13 protein-coding genes are annotated in these 16,975 nt (G+C 44.2%); 4 read left to right on the forward strand and 9 right to left on the reverse strand.

What is annotated here, in order from left to right; genetic code table 11:
• Positions 1-90: 90 nt before the first annotated feature.
• Positions 91-993, forward strand: a complete 903-nt coding sequence (locus ACFGVS_RS24470) for a TIGR01777 family oxidoreductase (RefSeq protein ID WP_274209904.1) — start codon at positions 91-93, stop codon at positions 991-993.
• A complete protein-coding gene (locus tag ACFGVS_RS24475; RefSeq protein WP_439695939.1) occupies positions 986-2,299 on the forward strand; it encodes a cryptochrome/photolyase family protein in 1,314 nt (437 codons plus the stop codon). Before ACFGVS_RS24470 ends, ACFGVS_RS24475 begins: the two co-directional genes overlap by 8 nt.
• A 1-nt stretch (position 2,300) precedes the next feature.
• On the opposite strand, the gene ACFGVS_RS24480 is transcribed toward ACFGVS_RS24475, so the two are convergent.
• The 4 genes from ACFGVS_RS24480 to ggt all read right to left on the reverse strand — a co-directional run bounded on the left by ACFGVS_RS24480 (position 2,301) and on the right by ggt (position 6,504).
• Entirely contained in the window at positions 2,301-3,218 is a 918-nt protein-coding gene (locus tag ACFGVS_RS24480; protein WP_090651672.1) for an FKBP-type peptidyl-prolyl cis-trans isomerase, read from the reverse strand.
• A 62-nt stretch (positions 3,219-3,280) separates the two neighbouring features.
• The gene (locus ACFGVS_RS24485; protein WP_143065497.1) at positions 3,281-3,778 is read right to left on the reverse strand and encodes an FKBP-type peptidyl-prolyl cis-trans isomerase; all 498 of its coding nucleotides are present in this window, start codon (positions 3,776-3,778) and stop codon (positions 3,281-3,283) included.
• A gap of 278 nt (positions 3,779-4,056) precedes the next feature.
• Positions 4,057-4,500: a MarR family winged helix-turn-helix transcriptional regulator gene (locus tag ACFGVS_RS24490; protein ID WP_274209902.1), complete on the reverse strand. Its 444-nt coding sequence runs from the start codon at positions 4,498-4,500 to the stop codon at positions 4,057-4,059.
• A gap of 282 nt (positions 4,501-4,782) precedes the next feature.
• Positions 4,783-6,504, reverse strand: coding sequence for a gamma-glutamyltransferase (ggt, locus tag ACFGVS_RS24495; RefSeq protein ID WP_439695940.1), 1,722 nt, complete (start codon positions 6,502-6,504; stop codon positions 4,783-4,785).
• 244 nt (positions 6,505-6,748) lie between these two features.
• On the opposite strand from ggt, the gene ACFGVS_RS24500 reads away from it, so the two are divergent.
• Positions 6,749-7,246 (forward strand): hypothetical protein, encoded by a 498-nt coding sequence (locus ACFGVS_RS24500; protein WP_090651675.1) that lies wholly within the window; start codon positions 6,749-6,751, stop codon positions 7,244-7,246.
• Positions 7,247-7,351: 105 nt separating this feature from the next.
• Here ACFGVS_RS24500 and ACFGVS_RS24505 read toward each other — a convergent pair whose 3' ends face one another.
• Positions 7,352-11,095, reverse strand: coding sequence for a S8 family serine peptidase (locus tag ACFGVS_RS24505; RefSeq protein WP_439695941.1), 3,744 nt, complete (start codon positions 11,093-11,095; stop codon positions 7,352-7,354).
• A 132-nt stretch (positions 11,096-11,227) separates the two neighbouring features.
• Positions 11,228-12,877: an NAD+ synthase gene (locus ACFGVS_RS24510; protein WP_274209899.1), complete on the reverse strand. Its 1,650-nt coding sequence runs from the start codon at positions 12,875-12,877 to the stop codon at positions 11,228-11,230.
• Positions 12,878-12,934: 57 nt separating this feature from the next.
• Between ACFGVS_RS24510 and gldB the strand changes: the two genes are divergently transcribed.
• On the forward strand, positions 12,935-13,972 hold the full coding sequence (gldB, locus tag ACFGVS_RS24515; RefSeq protein WP_439695942.1) for a gliding motility lipoprotein GldB: 1,038 nt from the start codon (positions 12,935-12,937) through the stop codon (positions 13,970-13,972).
• 664 nt (positions 13,973-14,636) lie between these two features.
• On the opposite strand, the gene ACFGVS_RS24520 is transcribed toward gldB, so the two are convergent.
• The 3 genes from ACFGVS_RS24520 to ACFGVS_RS24530 form a co-directional block, all read right to left on the reverse strand.
• Positions 14,637-14,831 carry a hypothetical protein gene (locus ACFGVS_RS24520; RefSeq protein WP_090651678.1) on the reverse strand — a complete coding sequence of 65 codons (195 nt, stop codon included), beginning with the start codon at positions 14,829-14,831 and terminating at the stop codon, positions 14,637-14,639.
• 60 nt (positions 14,832-14,891) lie between these two features.
• Positions 14,892-15,782, reverse strand: a complete 891-nt coding sequence (locus tag ACFGVS_RS24525; RefSeq protein WP_439695943.1) for a DUF4349 domain-containing protein — start codon at positions 15,780-15,782, stop codon at positions 14,892-14,894.
• Positions 15,783-15,987: 205 nt separating this feature from the next.
• The gene (locus ACFGVS_RS24530) at positions 15,988-16,881 is read right to left on the reverse strand and encodes a DUF4349 domain-containing protein (protein ID WP_439695944.1); all 894 of its coding nucleotides are present in this window, start codon (positions 16,879-16,881) and stop codon (positions 15,988-15,990) included.
• Positions 16,882-16,975: the final 94 nt, after the last annotated feature.

The following is a 16,975-nucleotide window of genomic DNA, read 5'->3' on the forward strand; positions in this document are numbered from 1 at the left end:
TGACTAATGACTAATGACTAATGACTAATGACTAATGACTAATGACTAATGACTAATGACTAATGACTAATGACTAATGACTAATGACTAATGACTAACATATTAATAACAGGCGGATCGGGAGGCTTAGGTAAACGGTTAAGTAAGCATTTGCTGGGCAAAGGCTACCATGTAAGCGTGTTGAGCCGGACACCGGGTGGCGACAACACTATTAAAACCTTTTTGTGGGATGTAAATAAAGGTACCCTTGATGAACATTGCATTGATGGAGTAGATACTATTATTCACCTGGCAGGTGCCGGTATTGCCGATAAACGCTGGACGGATGAACGTAAAAAAGAGATAGTTGAAAGCCGTACCAAATCAATAGCGCTTATTTATAACCTGATGAAAAATCGGGCCAATAAGGTTACAACGATAATATCCGCATCGGGTATTGGCTATTATAGCGATAGGGGCGATGAACTGCTGACAGAATCCAGCGCAGCTACCCGTGACTTTATATCCCAATGTTGTGTTGAATGGGAAGCCGCTGTTGATGAAGGCGAAAAGCTGGGGCTGCGGATACTGAAATTCCGTACCGGTGTGGTTTTGGATAAAGATGCAGGGGCATTACCAATGTTGGCCCTACCAGTTAAATTATACGTTGGCTCGCCCATAGGCAGTGGTAAGCAATGGGTCCCCTGGATTCATTGGCAGGATGTAATTGATATGTACCTTTTCGGCATCGAAAATAAGGGACTGAAAGGCGTGTACAATATGGTGGCGCCAAACCCGATTACCAATGCGCAAATGGTACAAGCCGTGGCCCGCCAGTTGCGTAAGCCACTGTGGGCTCCCAGGGTTCCGGCTTTTTTATTGAAATTATTGTTGGGCGAAATGAGTTCGCTGGTTTTGGGAAGTACTAAAGTATCGGCACGAAAAATTACGGATGCGGGCTTTAGTTTTAAATACCCCGAAGTAGCCGATGCGTTAAAGGAGATTTATGGATAATAATACACCCGTTACCATATTCTGGTTTCGGCGCGATTTGCGTTTAAATGATAATGCCGGTTTGTACCGGGCGCTAAAAAGTGACAACCCGGTTTTGCCCGTATTTATTTTTGATCAGGAGATACTGGACAACCTGGAAGATAAGAACGATGCAAGGGTAACTTTCATTTACAATACCATCGAAAACCTACGCAGCCAATTGCACAAACACGGCAGCAGTTTGCTGGTGGTGTATGATAAAGCAACAAATGCCTGGGACAAGATCATCAAAGAATACCCCGTTGCCGCAGTATATACCAACCATGATTATGAACCCTACGCGACGAAACGCGATGACGCTGTAAGGGAAAAACTAAAACAGCACGGAATCGCCTTCCATACTTTTAAAGACCAGGTAATTTTCGAAAAGGACGAGGTTATCAAGGATGATGGTAAGCCTTACACCGTTTACACGCCTTATCAGCGCAAATGGTACGCAACACTTAAGCCATTTTATTTAAAAAGCTATCCTACCGAAAAATACCTCGACAACCTGGTGAAAATCCATCACCTGCCGCTACCTTCATTAAATGAAATGGGTTTTGTGAAAAGTGAAGCCCATTTTCCCGACCAGGAATATAAAGAGATAATTGGCGACTATGCAGAAAAACGGGATTTTCCTGCCATCAAAGGTACCTCGCATATTGGCTTACACCTCCGTTTTGGCACAGCAAGTATCCGCGAGCTGGCTAAAACAGCGCATGGCTATCAAAATAAAACGTGGCTGAATGAATTGATATGGCGGGAATTTTATATGATGATACTGCACCATTTTCCGCATACGATGGATCATGCTTTCAGATCCGAATATGACCGGATAAAATGGGTAAATGATGAAGGCCAGTTTAAAGCCTGGTGCGAGGGGCAAACCGGCTACCCGATTATTGACGCAGGCATGCGGGAGTTAAATGCAACCGGCTTTATGCACAACCGGGTACGCATGATAGCAGCCAGCTTTTTAACTAAAGACCTGTTGATTGACTGGCGCTGGGGCGAACATTACTTTGCCCGTAAGCTGTTAGATTATGAAATGGCCAGCAACGTTGGCGGCTGGCAATGGGCTGCAGGATCGGGCACGGATGCTGCGCCTTACTTCAGAATTTTTAATCCCGAATCGCAAACCAAAAAGTTTGACCCTGAACTGAAGTACATAAAAAAATGGGTTCCGGAATATGCCGATTTCAGCAAGTATCCTAAACCCATTATCGATCACACATTTGCGCGTGATCGCTGTTTAAAAGTATTTAAAGCCGCCTTGGCTAAGTAATTTAATTTGTAATAGTAACTATTGTAAAATCAAACCGCAGGCTGGTGTTCCCTGCAATACCTGTGGTACCAGCCCTGCCGTAACCGTACCTTGAAGGCAACAGTAATGTAACTGCTGCACCAGTTGTAAGTCCTTGCAGGCCTTGTGCTACACCTGGCACTACACTATCAATGGAAAGAGACGCTCCGGTAGTATTGGCATCAAATTCAGTGCCCGTTAAAAATTTACCACTATACGTTGCTGTAAAAGTAGAGTATTGATCAATAGGATCTGTGCCTGTGCCCGGTATAGTTACTTTGTAATAATAACCGCCAGCAGATTTGGCAAAACCAGTTAAACTATTGGTGGCAATATAGTTTTTGATGATCTGATCGTCATATAGATTTTGATCGGATACTACATTTACATAGTAATCAAGGCATTGATTGCCTGCAATACGGGTGTTTACATTGCTTGAGCTGCCCGATCCGTAACCATTTACACCATAAGCCAGGCGCGATGGAATCAATATGCGTGCCCTTGTACCTTTATATTTGATAATATTATGTATAGCCAATTGCAACCCCTTAGGATAGCCGCTTTGGCTGATGTGTCCTGCAAAGCCATCAAAGTGGTTATTGGTAAGCGAATCGAGTGAGTTGTACTTGCCGTCAAACGATTTTAAGGTAAATACAAACTTTACGGTATCGGAGTAGGCAATGGGCGTGGTAGTTGCGCCCTGCGATAAGATCTGGTAGTAGATGCCGCTGGTGTCGCCATTTGACGTATCTCGAACCATTCCGGTAAGGCCATTGGCTTTAATGTAGTTTTGGATATTGGTGGCGTCGTATTGCGTGATATTCGGATCGTCGCTGGTTTTGCGGCAAGATAATAACCCTACAGAAAGAAGGAATAAAAGCGTAAAAGTAATTTTTCTCATTTATATTATTTGTTACCGGTAAACGGCGCGTAATTATCAACCTTTACCTTCATTATTGTCTTTTAGTTTGTTATGTTAAAAAGCTGTATATTAAAATCAAGCACCGAATTTGCCGGCAAATGTATCGAATCCTGTGCATATGGCCCGTAAGCATAGCGCGATGGTATCAATAAACGCACTTTGCCCCCTTTTTTTATCTGCGGAACGCCTAACTGCCATCCCTTTATCACACTCCCTAATGTGTACGAAGGGTGAAAATTATTGGTTTGCGCAAATGTATAACCCGTAGTCAATATCTGTCCCGTAAATCCTACAGTTATGGTTGTGGAACTGGTAAACAAATCGTTCCCTGACCCCTGCTCACCTGTTTTAATGATATAATATACCCCCGTAGTATCAATTCGTTTGGCACTGTCCCCGGGGTGTGCTGCTATGTAATCGCTTATGATCTTATCGTCGATACCCTTTTGAATATTATACTGCACCATCGGGTCGACAGATTTTTTACATGCGCCCAAGCCAGCCATCAAAACCAATAACAAAACCAGTAACCTGTTCATTTTTTCAAAAGGCAAATTTATTCTTTTATAATAGAAAAACGGCAGCTTAACATTTTTTAACACAATCAATAAAAAAAAGCACCAAGCCGGTATACAAAAACATCTGTATCAGCAAAAAACGTATTTCAATCAAAAAAATTATCTGTGCTTTTTTTAGTTCATTGGTTCACTTGTTCATTAGTTCATTGGTCTTTTCTGGTGGGATTGTCAAATAGGAGGCATTCAGCCAAAAAGCCACTTGCCCGCCATGCCCGCGTTCCAATGAACCAATGAACCAATTAAGGTTTATAGTTAAGGGTGAGTTTGTTGATCTTTTTGAGCATTTCGGTTAAGTACTCTTTATCAGCTTCGCTAATGTGCTCGTTGAGGTAGTTGTTAAACTGTTTTACTACGGCGCGGGCCTGGTGGCGTTTTTCTTTGCCGAGTTCGGTCAGGTAAATTTTTACCGAGCGTTTATCGCCCTGGTTTGATTCCCGGTAAATAAGCCCTGTTTTTTCCAGTTGGCTGAGCATCCTCGATAAACTGGTTGACTTAAGGCCCAACAAAGCTGCCGCCTGCGATACGGTGGTGCCCTCTTTTTCGTCAATATTGATCAGCAGGTAACCAATTGATTGCGTAATGCCAAACTCGGTAACCAACTGGTTATACCTGTTAGCCACAGTTTGCCACACAATCTTCAAAAAATAATCGATGGTTTCCTGGTGTTTTACGCTTTTATGCATTTTTATAAGTTGTACGTGATACGTTTTAAGTGATACGTTTTAAGTGATACGTTTTTTCACGCTGCTGGTTTATAAGTTTTTGCCCAACAAATATAGGCTGCAGATGTAAACGATGGTACGAAGGTACATTTTATTTTCTTCAACCTTAGCTGACGCGGGACGTTGTAAGTTTTACGTGATACGTTTTAAGTTACATGTTTTTTACCCTGCTGGTTTATAAGTTTCTACCCTCAAAAAATTATCGAATATAAAACGTACAACTTAAAACGTATCACGTACAACCTAATACCCTACCGTCGTATCATCTCCCCTTGGATCAGCGCCGCCTTCGTAGTAGCCCGATTGGGTTTTCAGGATGGCATCTACCCGGCCGATTGCCCCTCGGTTGGTTATTTTGTAGCCTTTACCTTGCAGTTTTAAAATTGTGGCGTCATCAACCCCATTCTTTTCAATAGTAACCTCGTCTGGCAGCCATTGCGAGTGGAAGCGTTTAGAACTTACTGCCTGCTGCATGCTTTGGTCAAATTCTATCACATTCAATATCGTTTGAAAAACAGAGGTTATGATGGTCGATCCTCCTGGGGTGCCTACTACCATAAACAGCTTGCCGCCTTTTTCGATGATGGTTGGCGTCATGGATGATAGCATGCGCTTGCCCGGCTGAATGCTGTTGGCTTTACCGCCCACCAGGCCGTACATGTTAGGTACGCCCGGTTTCGAGCTAAAATCGTCCATCTCATTATTTAATAAAAAGCCGGCGCCATTTACAAAAATCTTAGACCCAAAGCTATCGTTTAGTGTAGTGGTGATGGATACCGCATTGCCGTCCTTATCTACTATCGAGTAATGGGTGGTTTGGTCGCTTTCGTACCCTACAAAATTGCCGGGTTGTATGCTGCTGCTCGGTGTAGCCGCATCCCAGCTAAAGGTGCTCATGCGCGATGCAATATAGGCTGGTTTAAGCAGGCTATCAACAGGTACTTTATAAAAATCCGGGTCGCCAAGATATTTAGATCGATCGGCATACACACGGCGTTCGGCCTCAACAATTAACCTGATGGTTGAGTCCTGGTTATAGCCCCATCGCCTTAAGGGATATTTTTCTACAGCTTGTAATAGTTGCAGTAATGCAATTCCTCCGCTTGATGGCGGCGGCATGGTAATTATTTTGTAACCCTTGTAGTTGCCAGTTATGGCTTTGCGCCAAACCGAATGATAACTTTTAAGATCTTTTTTGGTCATCAGCCCGTTACCGTTTTTCATTTCGGCAACAATCTGATCGGCTACTACGCCTTTGTAAAAGCCCTTACGGCCTTTGTCGCGAATAAACTCGAACGTTTTGGCCAGGTCTTCCTGTACCAGCACATCGCCTTCATTCCAACCTCCTCGTTTTAAAAGATAGTTTTTACCGGGGTTCAGTTTTATAAATTGCGCCTGGGTGTAGTTCAGGTCGCTGGCCAGGTGTTTGGTTATTTTAAAACCGTTGCGGGCCAGATCAATGGATGGTTGTACCAGGTCGGCCCATTTAAGCTTGCCGTATTTTTTGTGGGCGGTTACCATCCCATCTACCGATCCGGGAACTCCGGAGGCCTGGTGGGTATAGAGGCTCATATCCGGAATTACATTCCCCGCTGAATCGAGATACATATCTGCACTGGCGGCACCAGGGCCCTTTTCCCTGAAATCAAGCGTTTTGGTTTTGCCTTTGCCCGACCGGAAAACCATAAAGCCGCCGCCACCAATATTACCGGCCTGCGGATGCGTTACGGTCAACGCGAATTGTACCGCTACGGCAGCATCAACAGCGTTGCCGCCTTTCTTTAAAATATCAACCCCCACCTGCGAAGCATCCGGATAGGCGCAAACCACCATTCCATTGCTGTATTGACCATTGTTGTTTGCACGCGGTTGTTCCTGTGCGTATCCGGCAGGTATAAAAAAAAGTGCCGTCAAAAAAAGAGTTAAGTGTTTGTTGTTTTTTATTTTAAAGCAATGTAATATCATTATAACCAAAATTTATTTTCACTAAAATAACTTATTTGAAGGCATAAACGCATTGAAAGCTCAAATTTTTGGATTGAAAATCAGTTGAATGAGCACAATCCAGGCGTGATTTTGACCTAAAATAGCATAAAAAGCATATTTGAGCGTTTATCTACCTGAACATTTGGGACGAAAATTGGTTAAGCCTATGTTAAATTCAAATGTCATTGTATTACCTGTTTAATTCATTTACTAAAACTACTACATGAAAAAAATCATCTACATCCTGTCATTATCGGTTTCGTTTTTATTGATAAACCAGCGTTCGCAGGCGCAGGATTACAAAGCTGCGGCCGGTTTAAAGTTTGGCGCTTATGAGATAGGCCCATCAGGAAAATACTTTTTAAACCAAACAACTGCTATTGAAGGTATCCTGGGCATACGCGATCATGGCATTGTAATTACCGGTTTGTACGAAATTCATACCCGAGCTTTTAACGTTGATAAACTGAACTTTTTTTATGGCTTTGGCGGTCACTTAGGCTCGATAGGCAGCGGCTATTACAAACGTTTTGGCAGCGATGACCAATATTATAAAGACAGGCATCTTTTATTTGGCGCCGATGGTGTAGCAGGCCTGGAGTGGGTAATACCCAACAGCCCCATAGCTGTAAGCCTTGATTTGAACCCGCGCCTTGAAATAGCTACCGGCCCGTTTTTTGATATTGCGCCGGGTGTTGGCGTGAAGTATACTTTTCAGTAAAGAGCCTCACCCTGCCCTCTCCAAAGGAGAGGGTTCTTAAATATCTCGAAATTCGCCATCACGCAAATCAAAAGCCCTCTCCTTTGGAGAGGGTTTGGGTGAGGCTTAATGCACCACAATTACCTTCTTGGCATAAGCTTTACTCCCCAGCATCGCCCTTAATATATACACGCCGGGCTGCACTCCTGTTACATTTATTGCCGTGCTGAAATTGCCCTGCGGGATCCTTTGCTTTTCGGAAACTATAGTTTGCCCCACGGAGTTTACCAGCGATAAGTCAAGATCGGCAGCGGTATTTGCTTTAAAAACAACATACAGGTTGGCACTTGCAGGTACCGGGAAAACGGTTAACCCAATATCGGTAGATTTATCAACGTTGGATGCCGTACGGGCATAAGCAAACACATCCGATATAACTGCGCAACCACTGGCCAGTGTATCAACAACCTGGTAATTTCCACTTTGCAAAGGGTCAAACGTAACGTCTGTTGCACCCTGTATGGATTTGCCGTTTAACAGCCACTGGTTGCCTGTTGTAAAGCTGGAGTTTAAGGTATTGTTACTTTGTGTAATAACTGGTTTAGTTAAGGTAACCGCCTTACGCGCTGCCGAAGCACAACCCAGGCTTTGTACCTTCATGTCATAAAAGTAATAGTAAAAGCCTTTGTAGTAAGTAGTATCGGCAGCATTATCACCCGTGGCATCATTGCCCACTATGCTGAAGATTTTGCCGATGCTAAACGGGTAACTTGTTACGCCTGCATTATTACGATATATAGTGGCTGTGTTGTCATAGGCGATGGATATCAGGTAATTGCCGGCCGCAGGCAATTCCAGGTTAAGGTCATACACTTTGCCCTGGTCGGCAGGGTCATCGGCCTGGGCACCGGGTAATGGGGTGGTACGTGTGGCCTGGGCATTAATGCTGTTAGTGGCAACTATTTGCCCGCTGCTGTTACTTACGTTAAATGTTATTTTGCCCGAATTGCCAATATATAAACGTGCCGACTGTATAACCACAGGAACCTTAGTGTTCACAATTACCGATGGCGTAAACTGATTATATCCGCCACCGGTAAAAATGTTTTTTGTTGCCGGCCCAACAGTGCCTTTAAAATCATTTACACCCGCGTAAAAGGTGTTATTTACAGGCGTTGTAGTAGTATTTGCAGGGCTGCCTGCCGCAATTGGCACAGCGTCATTCGCATTTTGATACCAAAGCATGGTGCCATCGCCCTGCCCCAATAGTTGGTATTGTTTGGTATCGGTACAATAATAGGCACTTAAATCGCCTATTGCCGATGGGCTGTTGATGACAATGGTTGTGGTAACCGTATCGTTATTTTTTACCGGATCGCCGGTTAAATTGCTGATGGCCGTTATGGTATAAGTGGCGCCGGCCAGGGCATTAAAGTTTTGGGCGAAGGTAAAGTTATCCTGATCGCCGGGGGCAAGGGTACCTGTGTAAGTACCGTTAAATGTAGTTACCGTATTATCGGCGGCGGTTATTTTTACGGTTAATGGCACGTTGGTGATAGCCGCACTGCCAAAGTTTTTAACCGCTATAGTAACCGGCGTACTTGCCGAACATGCCCCGCTTGAACCCGGATTAACTATAGATAGCACGCCGGCATCAATACTGGTTTGTAAAAACTGTACCCGGTAGTCCTGCGTTTCGCCTTTGGCATAGCTGCCGCAGGCTGTAATGCTGGCCGCGCTGTTGGTTTCGCTGAGTACTACCCGCATCAGGCTATAAGTTCCGGCTACAACGGTTGCCGGTATTTTGATGTTTGTAGTATAGGTGCCTGTGCCATTTATAATGCCGGTGGTTGCTACCAGTTCCGTATCTTCAAAAATGCCGTTCTCGTTATAGTCAATAAAAACTTTGGCGGCTTTATTGAAGTTGGCGCCGCAGGTGCCCAGTGTAAGGCTAAGCGGGTATGATTTATCCTGCTCGAGCTGAATGGTTAAATTGGTGTAGTCAGAATAGCTTTTGCAGCCTGCTGCCGGGCTGTTATCAATATTGGCCAGCTTGACATTGTTAATGCGCGAATCGGCATCGCTTAGAGGGGCAGACGTGCAATAGGCAGTGCCGCCTATCCCGGTAACTATAAGCGAGTAAGCCTGCGGGCCGGATGTTAAATTGCCTTTATGCGATACTGTTACGGTGTAAGCTTTACCCGGTACTGTATTGGCAATATATACCTGCTCCAAATTATCCCTGATGTTGTTGCCGGTTGTAGCGGCTGCCGATGGATGATCGGGATCTAAAACCCAGGCATTGTAAGTGGTGGTGCCATCACTTACTTTAATATCAAGGTCGTTAATTAGTTTTGGTGTGCGGCTGTTGATAGTGCCATCGGGCGAAACTGTTCCCTGGGGGTCTGTCCAGGCAATGGACGCAATCAAGGCGCTGGCGCCCGATGCCAGTACGTTAAAGGTTTGCGTTTGGCCCTGGGCAAGTGAGTTTTCCTTTACCATGCTTTTAACGCCATTATCGGTAATGGCCTGTGCCGCCTTGGGCATATCAAGCAATCCCCAGCCATAAATATAATCTGGGCCAACGTTGCCGGCATCAAAGGCGGTATGGCAAACCAGGCCTTTCAGTGTGGCCGATTTCATGAAATTTCCACTGTTTTTTTGAGCATAGTATTCCTGCAATAAATACAACGAACCGGTGATATTGGGCGCGGCCATCGATGTGCCCGATAGCGTAAGGTACGATGAACTGTTAGCTATCCCTACCGAAGTTACATTTACCCCATCCCCCATAATGTCTGGTTTTACGCGACCGTCGTCTGTAGGGCCCCAGGCGCTGAAATAGGCAACGCTCACATCGTTCCTGTTGGTAGGGCCCGATGGCAAGGGGTTTACTGCACCAACCGTCAGCGTGTTTTTGGCGTTACCGGTGGTGCTGATGATATCATAGCCGCTATTGTCGCTTATTGTTGAGGGGCGGGCGCCTTTATTTACCATAGTTTGATCGGTGCGGCTGCGGTAGCCGTAGTAAGTTGCACCTATGGCCGGCCCGTTGCTGGCCCTGCCGTTACCAGCCGATTCCACAATAAGGTAATAGGGGGCCGTATAGGCTATTTTATCCCATGACTGGGCGCGGGTATCGTAAAATCCAAAAGTGTAATCAACAGTATCACCCGGCAGGCCATACCACTCCCAGCGGCTGGCATCGCTGTTATAATCCCAGCCCGCAACATCGCCATAAGAATGGTTTGATAGCAACAGGCCCGCTGCAGCGCCACTCATTTCAGATACATCGTTATCAAAATCCCATGACAACAGGCTGCTCGCGTTAAACGCCATGCCTTTAGCCGGCGCGTAAACGCCTTTGGCAATCATGGTGCCGGCCACGTGAGTAGTATGATCAAGCGCCGAAGCGCCATCTTTTATCGTAATGGTTTTACCTGCAAATTCTTGGTGCGCGGCATATACCGAACCGCCATCCCAAATGGCCAGCTTACCAACAAGGTTGCTGCCAGATCCTGAAAGGTTTAGCCCTAATGAGCCACCTGGCTGCACGGCGTTAGTGCCCGTTGTGGCCGCAGCCGTTGTATTGTTGTGTGTGGTAAGATATATAGGAAAACCAAGGCTGTTAACACCCTGTAAAAACACGTGGTTACCGTTGCGCGACCGGCGTGTAACCGGCCAGCCTTTTTGCGCCGCCAATGAAAGGGCCTGTTGCTTATTTACATTGAAAGTACTCCTCAATTGCGAAGAAAAACTGCTTAATTCGGCTTTTTTTGCATCGCTAACCAGCGGTTGCTGAGCAAATGTTTGAACTGCAATACACAGCAAAAAAAAAGAAGTACATACCGCGGCGTATCGCTTATTCATAGGCTTGAAATATAGGTATTTTTAGTATGAATTAGTTAGTATCAAGTATCAAGATTTTTGACTTTCGAACAAAGTTTTTTTAGACTAATCCGCAACTGTCTTGATACTTGATACTAACTACTTGATACTTTTTTACGACAAATATTTCCCTACTATTGGCATCCTGCGGCCCATGCCAAATGCTTTGGGGGATACCCGTAATATTGGCGGGGTTTGGTAACGTTTATGTTCGGCGGAGTTGGTGAGTTTAATCACCCTGCGAACTGTTGCTTCGTCGTAACCCATTTTAATGATCTCGGCAGATGAGCGGCGGTATTCAATATATTCTTCCAATATCTTATCCAGTATATCGTATTCGGGCAACGAGTCGGTATCCTTTTGATCGGGTCTTAACTCGGCCGATGGCGGTTTTACAATGGAGTTTATCGGGATGATCTCTTTGTCTTTATTAATATGGCGGGCCAGGGCAAATACCTGGGTTTTGTATACATCGCCTATAACAGAAATGCCGCCGCACATATCGCCGTATAAAGTTCCGTAGCCAACGGCGGCTTCACTTTTATTACTGGTATTAAGCAATATGTAGCCAAACTTGTTACACATGGCCATTAACAATACCGCCCTGGTACGCGATTGGATATTTTCTTCGGCAATATTAAACGGAAGGTTTTTAAATTGGGGATGCAGCGACGTTTCTATAGCCTGGGTTATATCCTTTATGGCGATGGTCTCGCTCTTGCAACCCAAATTAGCCACCAGGTCTTCGGCATCTTTCAGCGAATGATCGGTTGAAAAACGGGATGGCAACAACACTGCCATTACATTTTGGGCACCCAGGGCTTCGGCAGCCAAAGCGCAAACCACGGCAGAATCGATACCGCCGGACAGACCTAAAATTGCCTGCTTAAAGCCCGATTTATAAAAGTAATCGCGGATGCCTAATATGATGCCCTGGTGAATTTGCTCAATATCGCCGGGGCGGTCTGTTTTCATGGTTGACGGATGCTCAAAGCTGATACTGTTATCCTCATTGAGGGTATAGTATGCCGTACTTTCTTCAAAATAGGGCATTTCATCTATCAGTGTCCCTTTATTATCAAACACCAGCGATCCGCCGTCAAAAATCAGTTCGGTTTGTGCGCCTATATTATTGATATATAAAAGAGGCAGCTTGTAACGGCTGGCATTATCGCTTAAAATAGCAATCCGCGTTTCATCATGGTTATAAGCAAATGGCGAAGCTGCGATATTAATCATTACATCGGGCCGCTGATGGATCAGGATATCCATAGGTCGGGTGATGTATAAAGGGTTTTCAATCGTGTTCCACAAGTCTTCGCAAATGGTAAGCGCTATTTTTTTGCCTTTAAATTCAATACAGTTAAAATCCGTTGATGGTTCAAAATAGCGGTATTCGTCAAATACATCATAGTTGGGTAGCAGCGCTTTGTTTACAATCGCCTTTACTTTACCATCCTCAATAAAATAGGCCGAATTATTTAAGTCCTTGCCTTCGGTTTTATTGTTAACTGTAGGCAGGCCGATAATACAGGCGATATCAATACACACTTCGGCTATTTTTTTTGCCGATTCTTCGCACAGGCCAATAAACTCGTCAAATTCCAGGAAATCACGGGCTGGGTAGCCGCACACGCATAGCTCGGCAAAAACCACCAGGTCGGCACCGTTTTGTTTGGCTTTTAATATATGGTCAATTATTTTGGCTGTGTTTGATTCGAAGTTACCTATATGATAGTTAAGCTGGGCTAATGCAATTTTCATGGATGGTATAGTAACGTATTAATGCAAATAAAAATTATTTTTGCTCAAAGGATAAATATGATAACTACCCGGTATAAAGCAAAACAAATTTACTTAATTTTTTTTATCGGTATGATATTGTCGGCCTGCCGCGGCAACAAAAAGGTTGATGTAAGTAATATTGACCTTGAGGTGAAGATTGAACGCTTCGACCAGGATTTCGACGCCATGCGTACCCACCCTATGGCACAGCAAGCTATCCACCTGCATAATAAGTATAAGGTGTTTTACCAGGATTTTATTGAGCGTATTTTGCCGGTAGGCAGCATTAAGGATACCGCTTATTTTAAAACCCTGCGCAATGTTTTTGCCAACAAAGCATATAACGACCTAAGGCACGATGTGGAGGCTACTTACCCCGAGCTGGATAAGCAGGAAGCCGAACTTACCGATGCCTTTAAGCATATTAAATATTATTACCCCCAAAAAAGGATTCCTAAGGTTTACAGTTATTTTTCGGGCTTCCAGGCGCAAACATCCATAGGCGATGGGTATTTTGCTATCGGGCTCGATTTGTTTTTGGGTGCCAATTCGCGGTTTTACCCTTCCATCACCAGCGCGTTCCCGCATTATTTATCAAGGCATTTTACGCCCGAAAACATTACGCCGCGGGTGGTTGAAGGCATTGCCCGCGAAGATATGTTCCCCGAAAGTGACGATGATAAATCGTTGTTGACAAAAATGATTTACAATGGTAAGATCATGTATTTTATGGACAAAATTTTGCCCGATGCCGGCGATACCCTGAAAATAAGCTACACCCGCGACCAGCTAAAATGGTGCACCGATTTTGAGCCTAAGATATGGGCTTACTTTTTAGAAGAAAACCTGCTGTACGAAACCGACTATCCCAAAATTCAAAAATACCTTACCGAAGCACCCTTTACCCCCGGCCTTGGCGAACGCAATGAATCGGCCCCAAAACTGGCCGTATGGACGGGCTGGCAAATTGTACGCGCCTATATGGATAAACATCCCGAAGTTACCCTGCAACAATTGATGGCCAATAAGGATGCGCAGAAAATATTGAATGAATCGAAGTACCGGCCAAAGTAAAGCGAAGCCAGCCGGAACCTGAAGGCACTGGTGTTAAGAAATGCAGCGGTAACAATCTTCCGGGCACCTACAGGGACAAATCAATCAAAGTGCTGGCAAAAAATTTTGCAAGTAGCGTTCAAAACTGATAAAATTAACCGCAAACTGTGTGTACCGGTACAGGGTGAAACACCCTGGTACGGGGTGGTACACCACCCGTAGTTAATTTTTTTAACCCTGGTGATGTTCGGGGTTAAACTTATCGGATTAATTCGCCCGTATTAGATAGGGGTTATTGGTAATTACAAAGCTACCTGGTGGCCTATAAGGATGCTCAAAGATATTGAGTGAATCAATGTACATGCCGATTAGGACCCTCGGCCCCCTGAAAGGGGAGTTTTTGATTTACTGTTAAAGAAAGTTTAATAGCATCAAGCGAAGGCCTGTTATCCTGAGCCTGTCGAAGACTCGCGCGGAGAGGCATTTGTCCGTAAAGGGTCCCTTAACATGACAGTTTTTTATTTTTGAATGTCATTTCCGCTTTGGTATTTTGACAATTTTATAACTGAATATGACCACTTTTTAAAAATGCACAGAAATCAAAAAAGCCCCATCCAAAAAATGAACGGGGCTTCTTTATAATATGTATTTTCCCAAACTCCCCCTTTCAGGGGGCAGGAGGGCTTTACTTCATAATTGCGAAAACAGCTTTTAAAGCTATCAGGGTACCAATTAACAATGCTGCGTTGGCTATCCATGAGAAATAAGCTGAGTTTTCATCACCTGCAAAACGGATAAATACACCAAAAATGCCTATGATGATTGCGACAACTAATAGTTTGTAATGTTTCTCTGCGTTAGCGTTTTCCATTGACTCCATGATACCGATATTTTTTGTACCGCAAAAATAGAAATGTTTACCGAAAATGCTACTAAATTTTTATGATTTTATAGTGCCGAAAAATGCCGGGTGTTTTCGCCTATAATACCTGAACAATAGCCATAAACAGATGGCAGCTAAAACGAATACCCAGATATTGGCGAAACCAACGGCCAGATTGATAAAAAGCGACCATCCATAAATTAATGCGCTAATCAAACGTTTAGAAGCAGGCAACTGATATGCTGATGCATCATTACTTGGCAGTACCTCTTTTAAAACTGTTCTGCTTTGGTAAAAACTTAATATTACAGTACTAAACTTTACATCCTGGTCTGTTTTAAGGTTAGCAATTTTTCTGTCGACAATGTCATCTTTAGCCGTGAGTTGTTTTTCCGGGTCGGTCTTTTCACCGGTGTTCGCCTCCTGTTTTACAGCATTTTCCCTGTTTTCGCGCTTGAGCTTTGATGATAAATAATCAAGAGATTTATCTTCGATGTTCATTTTCCGGTTCTCGACATATAGTCCTATCTGGGCAACCTGGTTCATGAAATCTTCCAGGCGATTTGGAGGAACGTTTACTGTCATATCGGCAACGCTGCTAAACGAAGATATGTGCATCACAGAATCATTACCGACGCTTAGGTCCTGGCTGCCTTCGTTTGTGGTTTGCATTTGGTGATGAATTACCATGCCTCCATATTTTGCAGTTAAGGCGGTAACCGTTTCTGTGGCTTTGCCAACATCTTTTACTTTAATACGCATATCGGCCGTTTTAACCAGCTTAGCATCGTCAAGTTTGTCGGTTTTGGCCGTAACTGCAGCAGGCGATACGCTGGCCGTATCTGCGCTATTGGTGCTTTTTTCGTTGTCGTAGCTTCCGCCAGAACCCTTACAGGCGCCCAGCAGCAAGACCCCCGCCGCAAGGGCAGTAAAAATTTTTGTTTTCATGATGTTAATTTGTTTTTTGGTTACTATTGATACAAAAAAGGGTATTTAGGTATCCGTTATGTTTTTAGAAAATCAGTAAGTTATGACGAGCGCCTGGACGTTGGTTAAAGATTCACCCCGCTCATGGGTATTATCTAACCATAATCTGCTCCACGCCATTTTCAACGCCCTTCGTCGCCTTTGCCGAAAGGAATGAAAATGCTATTCAGGGTTTTATCGCACCTAAAAAAGCCGGGTGTTTTCTTTTATAATATCTGAATAACATCCATACGCCTATCGCGGCTAAAACAAATACCCAAAGATTGGTAAGCGCCAAAATTAATTCGGTAAACAAAAACCAACCGTAAGCCACCGAATTGAAAAAACGTTTGCCGAAAGATAGCTGATAGGCCGATGGATCATCGTTGGCGATGTTTTCCTGGATGATGGTATTGCTTTCATAAAAGTTAAGGGTAATTACGCTAAACTTAACGGCAGCATCTATTTTAAGATTGTCAATCTGCCCGTCTACCATATCATCCTTTAACAACAATACATTCAGCGGATTTTTGATGGTCACCTTGCCTTTCTTTTGCTGATCTACCAGTTCTTTGCGGCTGTTTAGTTTTAGTTTTGCGGATAGATAATCGAGCGATTTATCTTCAATATCCATTTTGCTGAGGGTAACATGCGTACCCATATGGGCCACCTGGTACATAAAATCCTCCAGTTTATCCGAGGGGACTTTAATGGTCATGTCTTCGTTGGTATTGAATGCCGATACCCTGCGTACGGAGTCACCGCTGATGCGGTAATCCTGGCTACCCTGCGCCGACGACTCCATTTGGTGGTGCATTACCATGCCGTTGTTTTTCACCGTGAGCGCGGTTATTTTCTCGGCCGTTTGCTGAACATTTTTTACTTTGAAACGCATATCGGCCGATTTTACAAGCTTGGGCTGTACAAATAAGGAGGTATCGGCCATCGTTTCTTTATCTGACTTAGCCGAATCGGCGCTGCTGCTGTTGTTTATAGCTTCGTAATTTCCCGACCTGCCTCCCTTACAAGCGCCCAGCAGCAATACTCCCGCCGCAAGGGCAGTAAAAAATTTTGTTTTCATGATGTTAATTTGTTTTTTGGTTACTATTGATACCAAAAAGGCCATTTAGGTAACCCTACGGACGAGATAATCAGGGGATTAAAGTTGTGGGGCC

This window comes from Mucilaginibacter sediminis, from assembly GCF_051903035.1.
In the GTDB taxonomy this organism is placed as follows: Bacteria; Bacteroidota; Bacteroidia; order Sphingobacteriales; family Sphingobacteriaceae; genus Mucilaginibacter.

Bases quoted from the DNA above. Each gene is read 5' to 3' on its own strand.
- ACFGVS_RS24500 (WP_090651675.1), top strand. From the start codon at position 6,749: ATGAAAAAAATCATCTACATCCTGTCATTATCGGTTTCGTTTTTATTG.
- ACFGVS_RS24510 (WP_274209899.1), bottom strand. From the start codon at position 12,877: ATGAAAATTGCATTAGCCCAGCTTAACTATCATATAGGTAACTTCGAA.
- ACFGVS_RS24505 (WP_439695941.1), bottom strand. From the start codon at position 11,095: ATGAATAAGCGATACGCCGCGGTATGTACTTCTTTTTTTTTGCTGTGT.
- ACFGVS_RS24470 (WP_274209904.1), top strand. From the start codon at position 91: ATGACTAACATATTAATAACAGGCGGATCGGGAGGCTTAGGTAAACGG.
- ACFGVS_RS24475 (WP_439695939.1), top strand. From the start codon at position 986: ATGGATAATAATACACCCGTTACCATATTCTGGTTTCGGCGCGATTTG.
- ggt (WP_439695940.1), bottom strand. From the start codon at position 6,504: ATGATATTACATTGCTTTAAAATAAAAAACAACAAACACTTAACTCTT.
- ACFGVS_RS24530 (WP_439695944.1), bottom strand. From the start codon at position 16,881: ATGAAAACAAAATTTTTTACTGCCCTTGCGGCGGGAGTATTGCTGCTG.
- ACFGVS_RS24520 (WP_090651678.1), bottom strand. From the start codon at position 14,831: ATGGAGTCAATGGAAAACGCTAACGCAGAGAAACATTACAAACTATTA.
- ACFGVS_RS24490 (WP_274209902.1), bottom strand. From the start codon at position 4,500: ATGCATAAAAGCGTAAAACACCAGGAAACCATCGATTATTTTTTGAAG.
- ACFGVS_RS24485 (WP_143065497.1), bottom strand. From the start codon at position 3,778: ATGAACAGGTTACTGGTTTTGTTATTGGTTTTGATGGCTGGCTTGGGC.
- ACFGVS_RS24480 (WP_090651672.1), bottom strand. From the start codon at position 3,218: ATGAGAAAAATTACTTTTACGCTTTTATTCCTTCTTTCTGTAGGGTTA.
- gldB (WP_439695942.1), top strand. From the start codon at position 12,935: ATGATAACTACCCGGTATAAAGCAAAACAAATTTACTTAATTTTTTTT.
- ACFGVS_RS24525 (WP_439695943.1), bottom strand. From the start codon at position 15,782: ATGAAAACAAAAATTTTTACTGCCCTTGCGGCGGGGGTCTTGCTGCTG.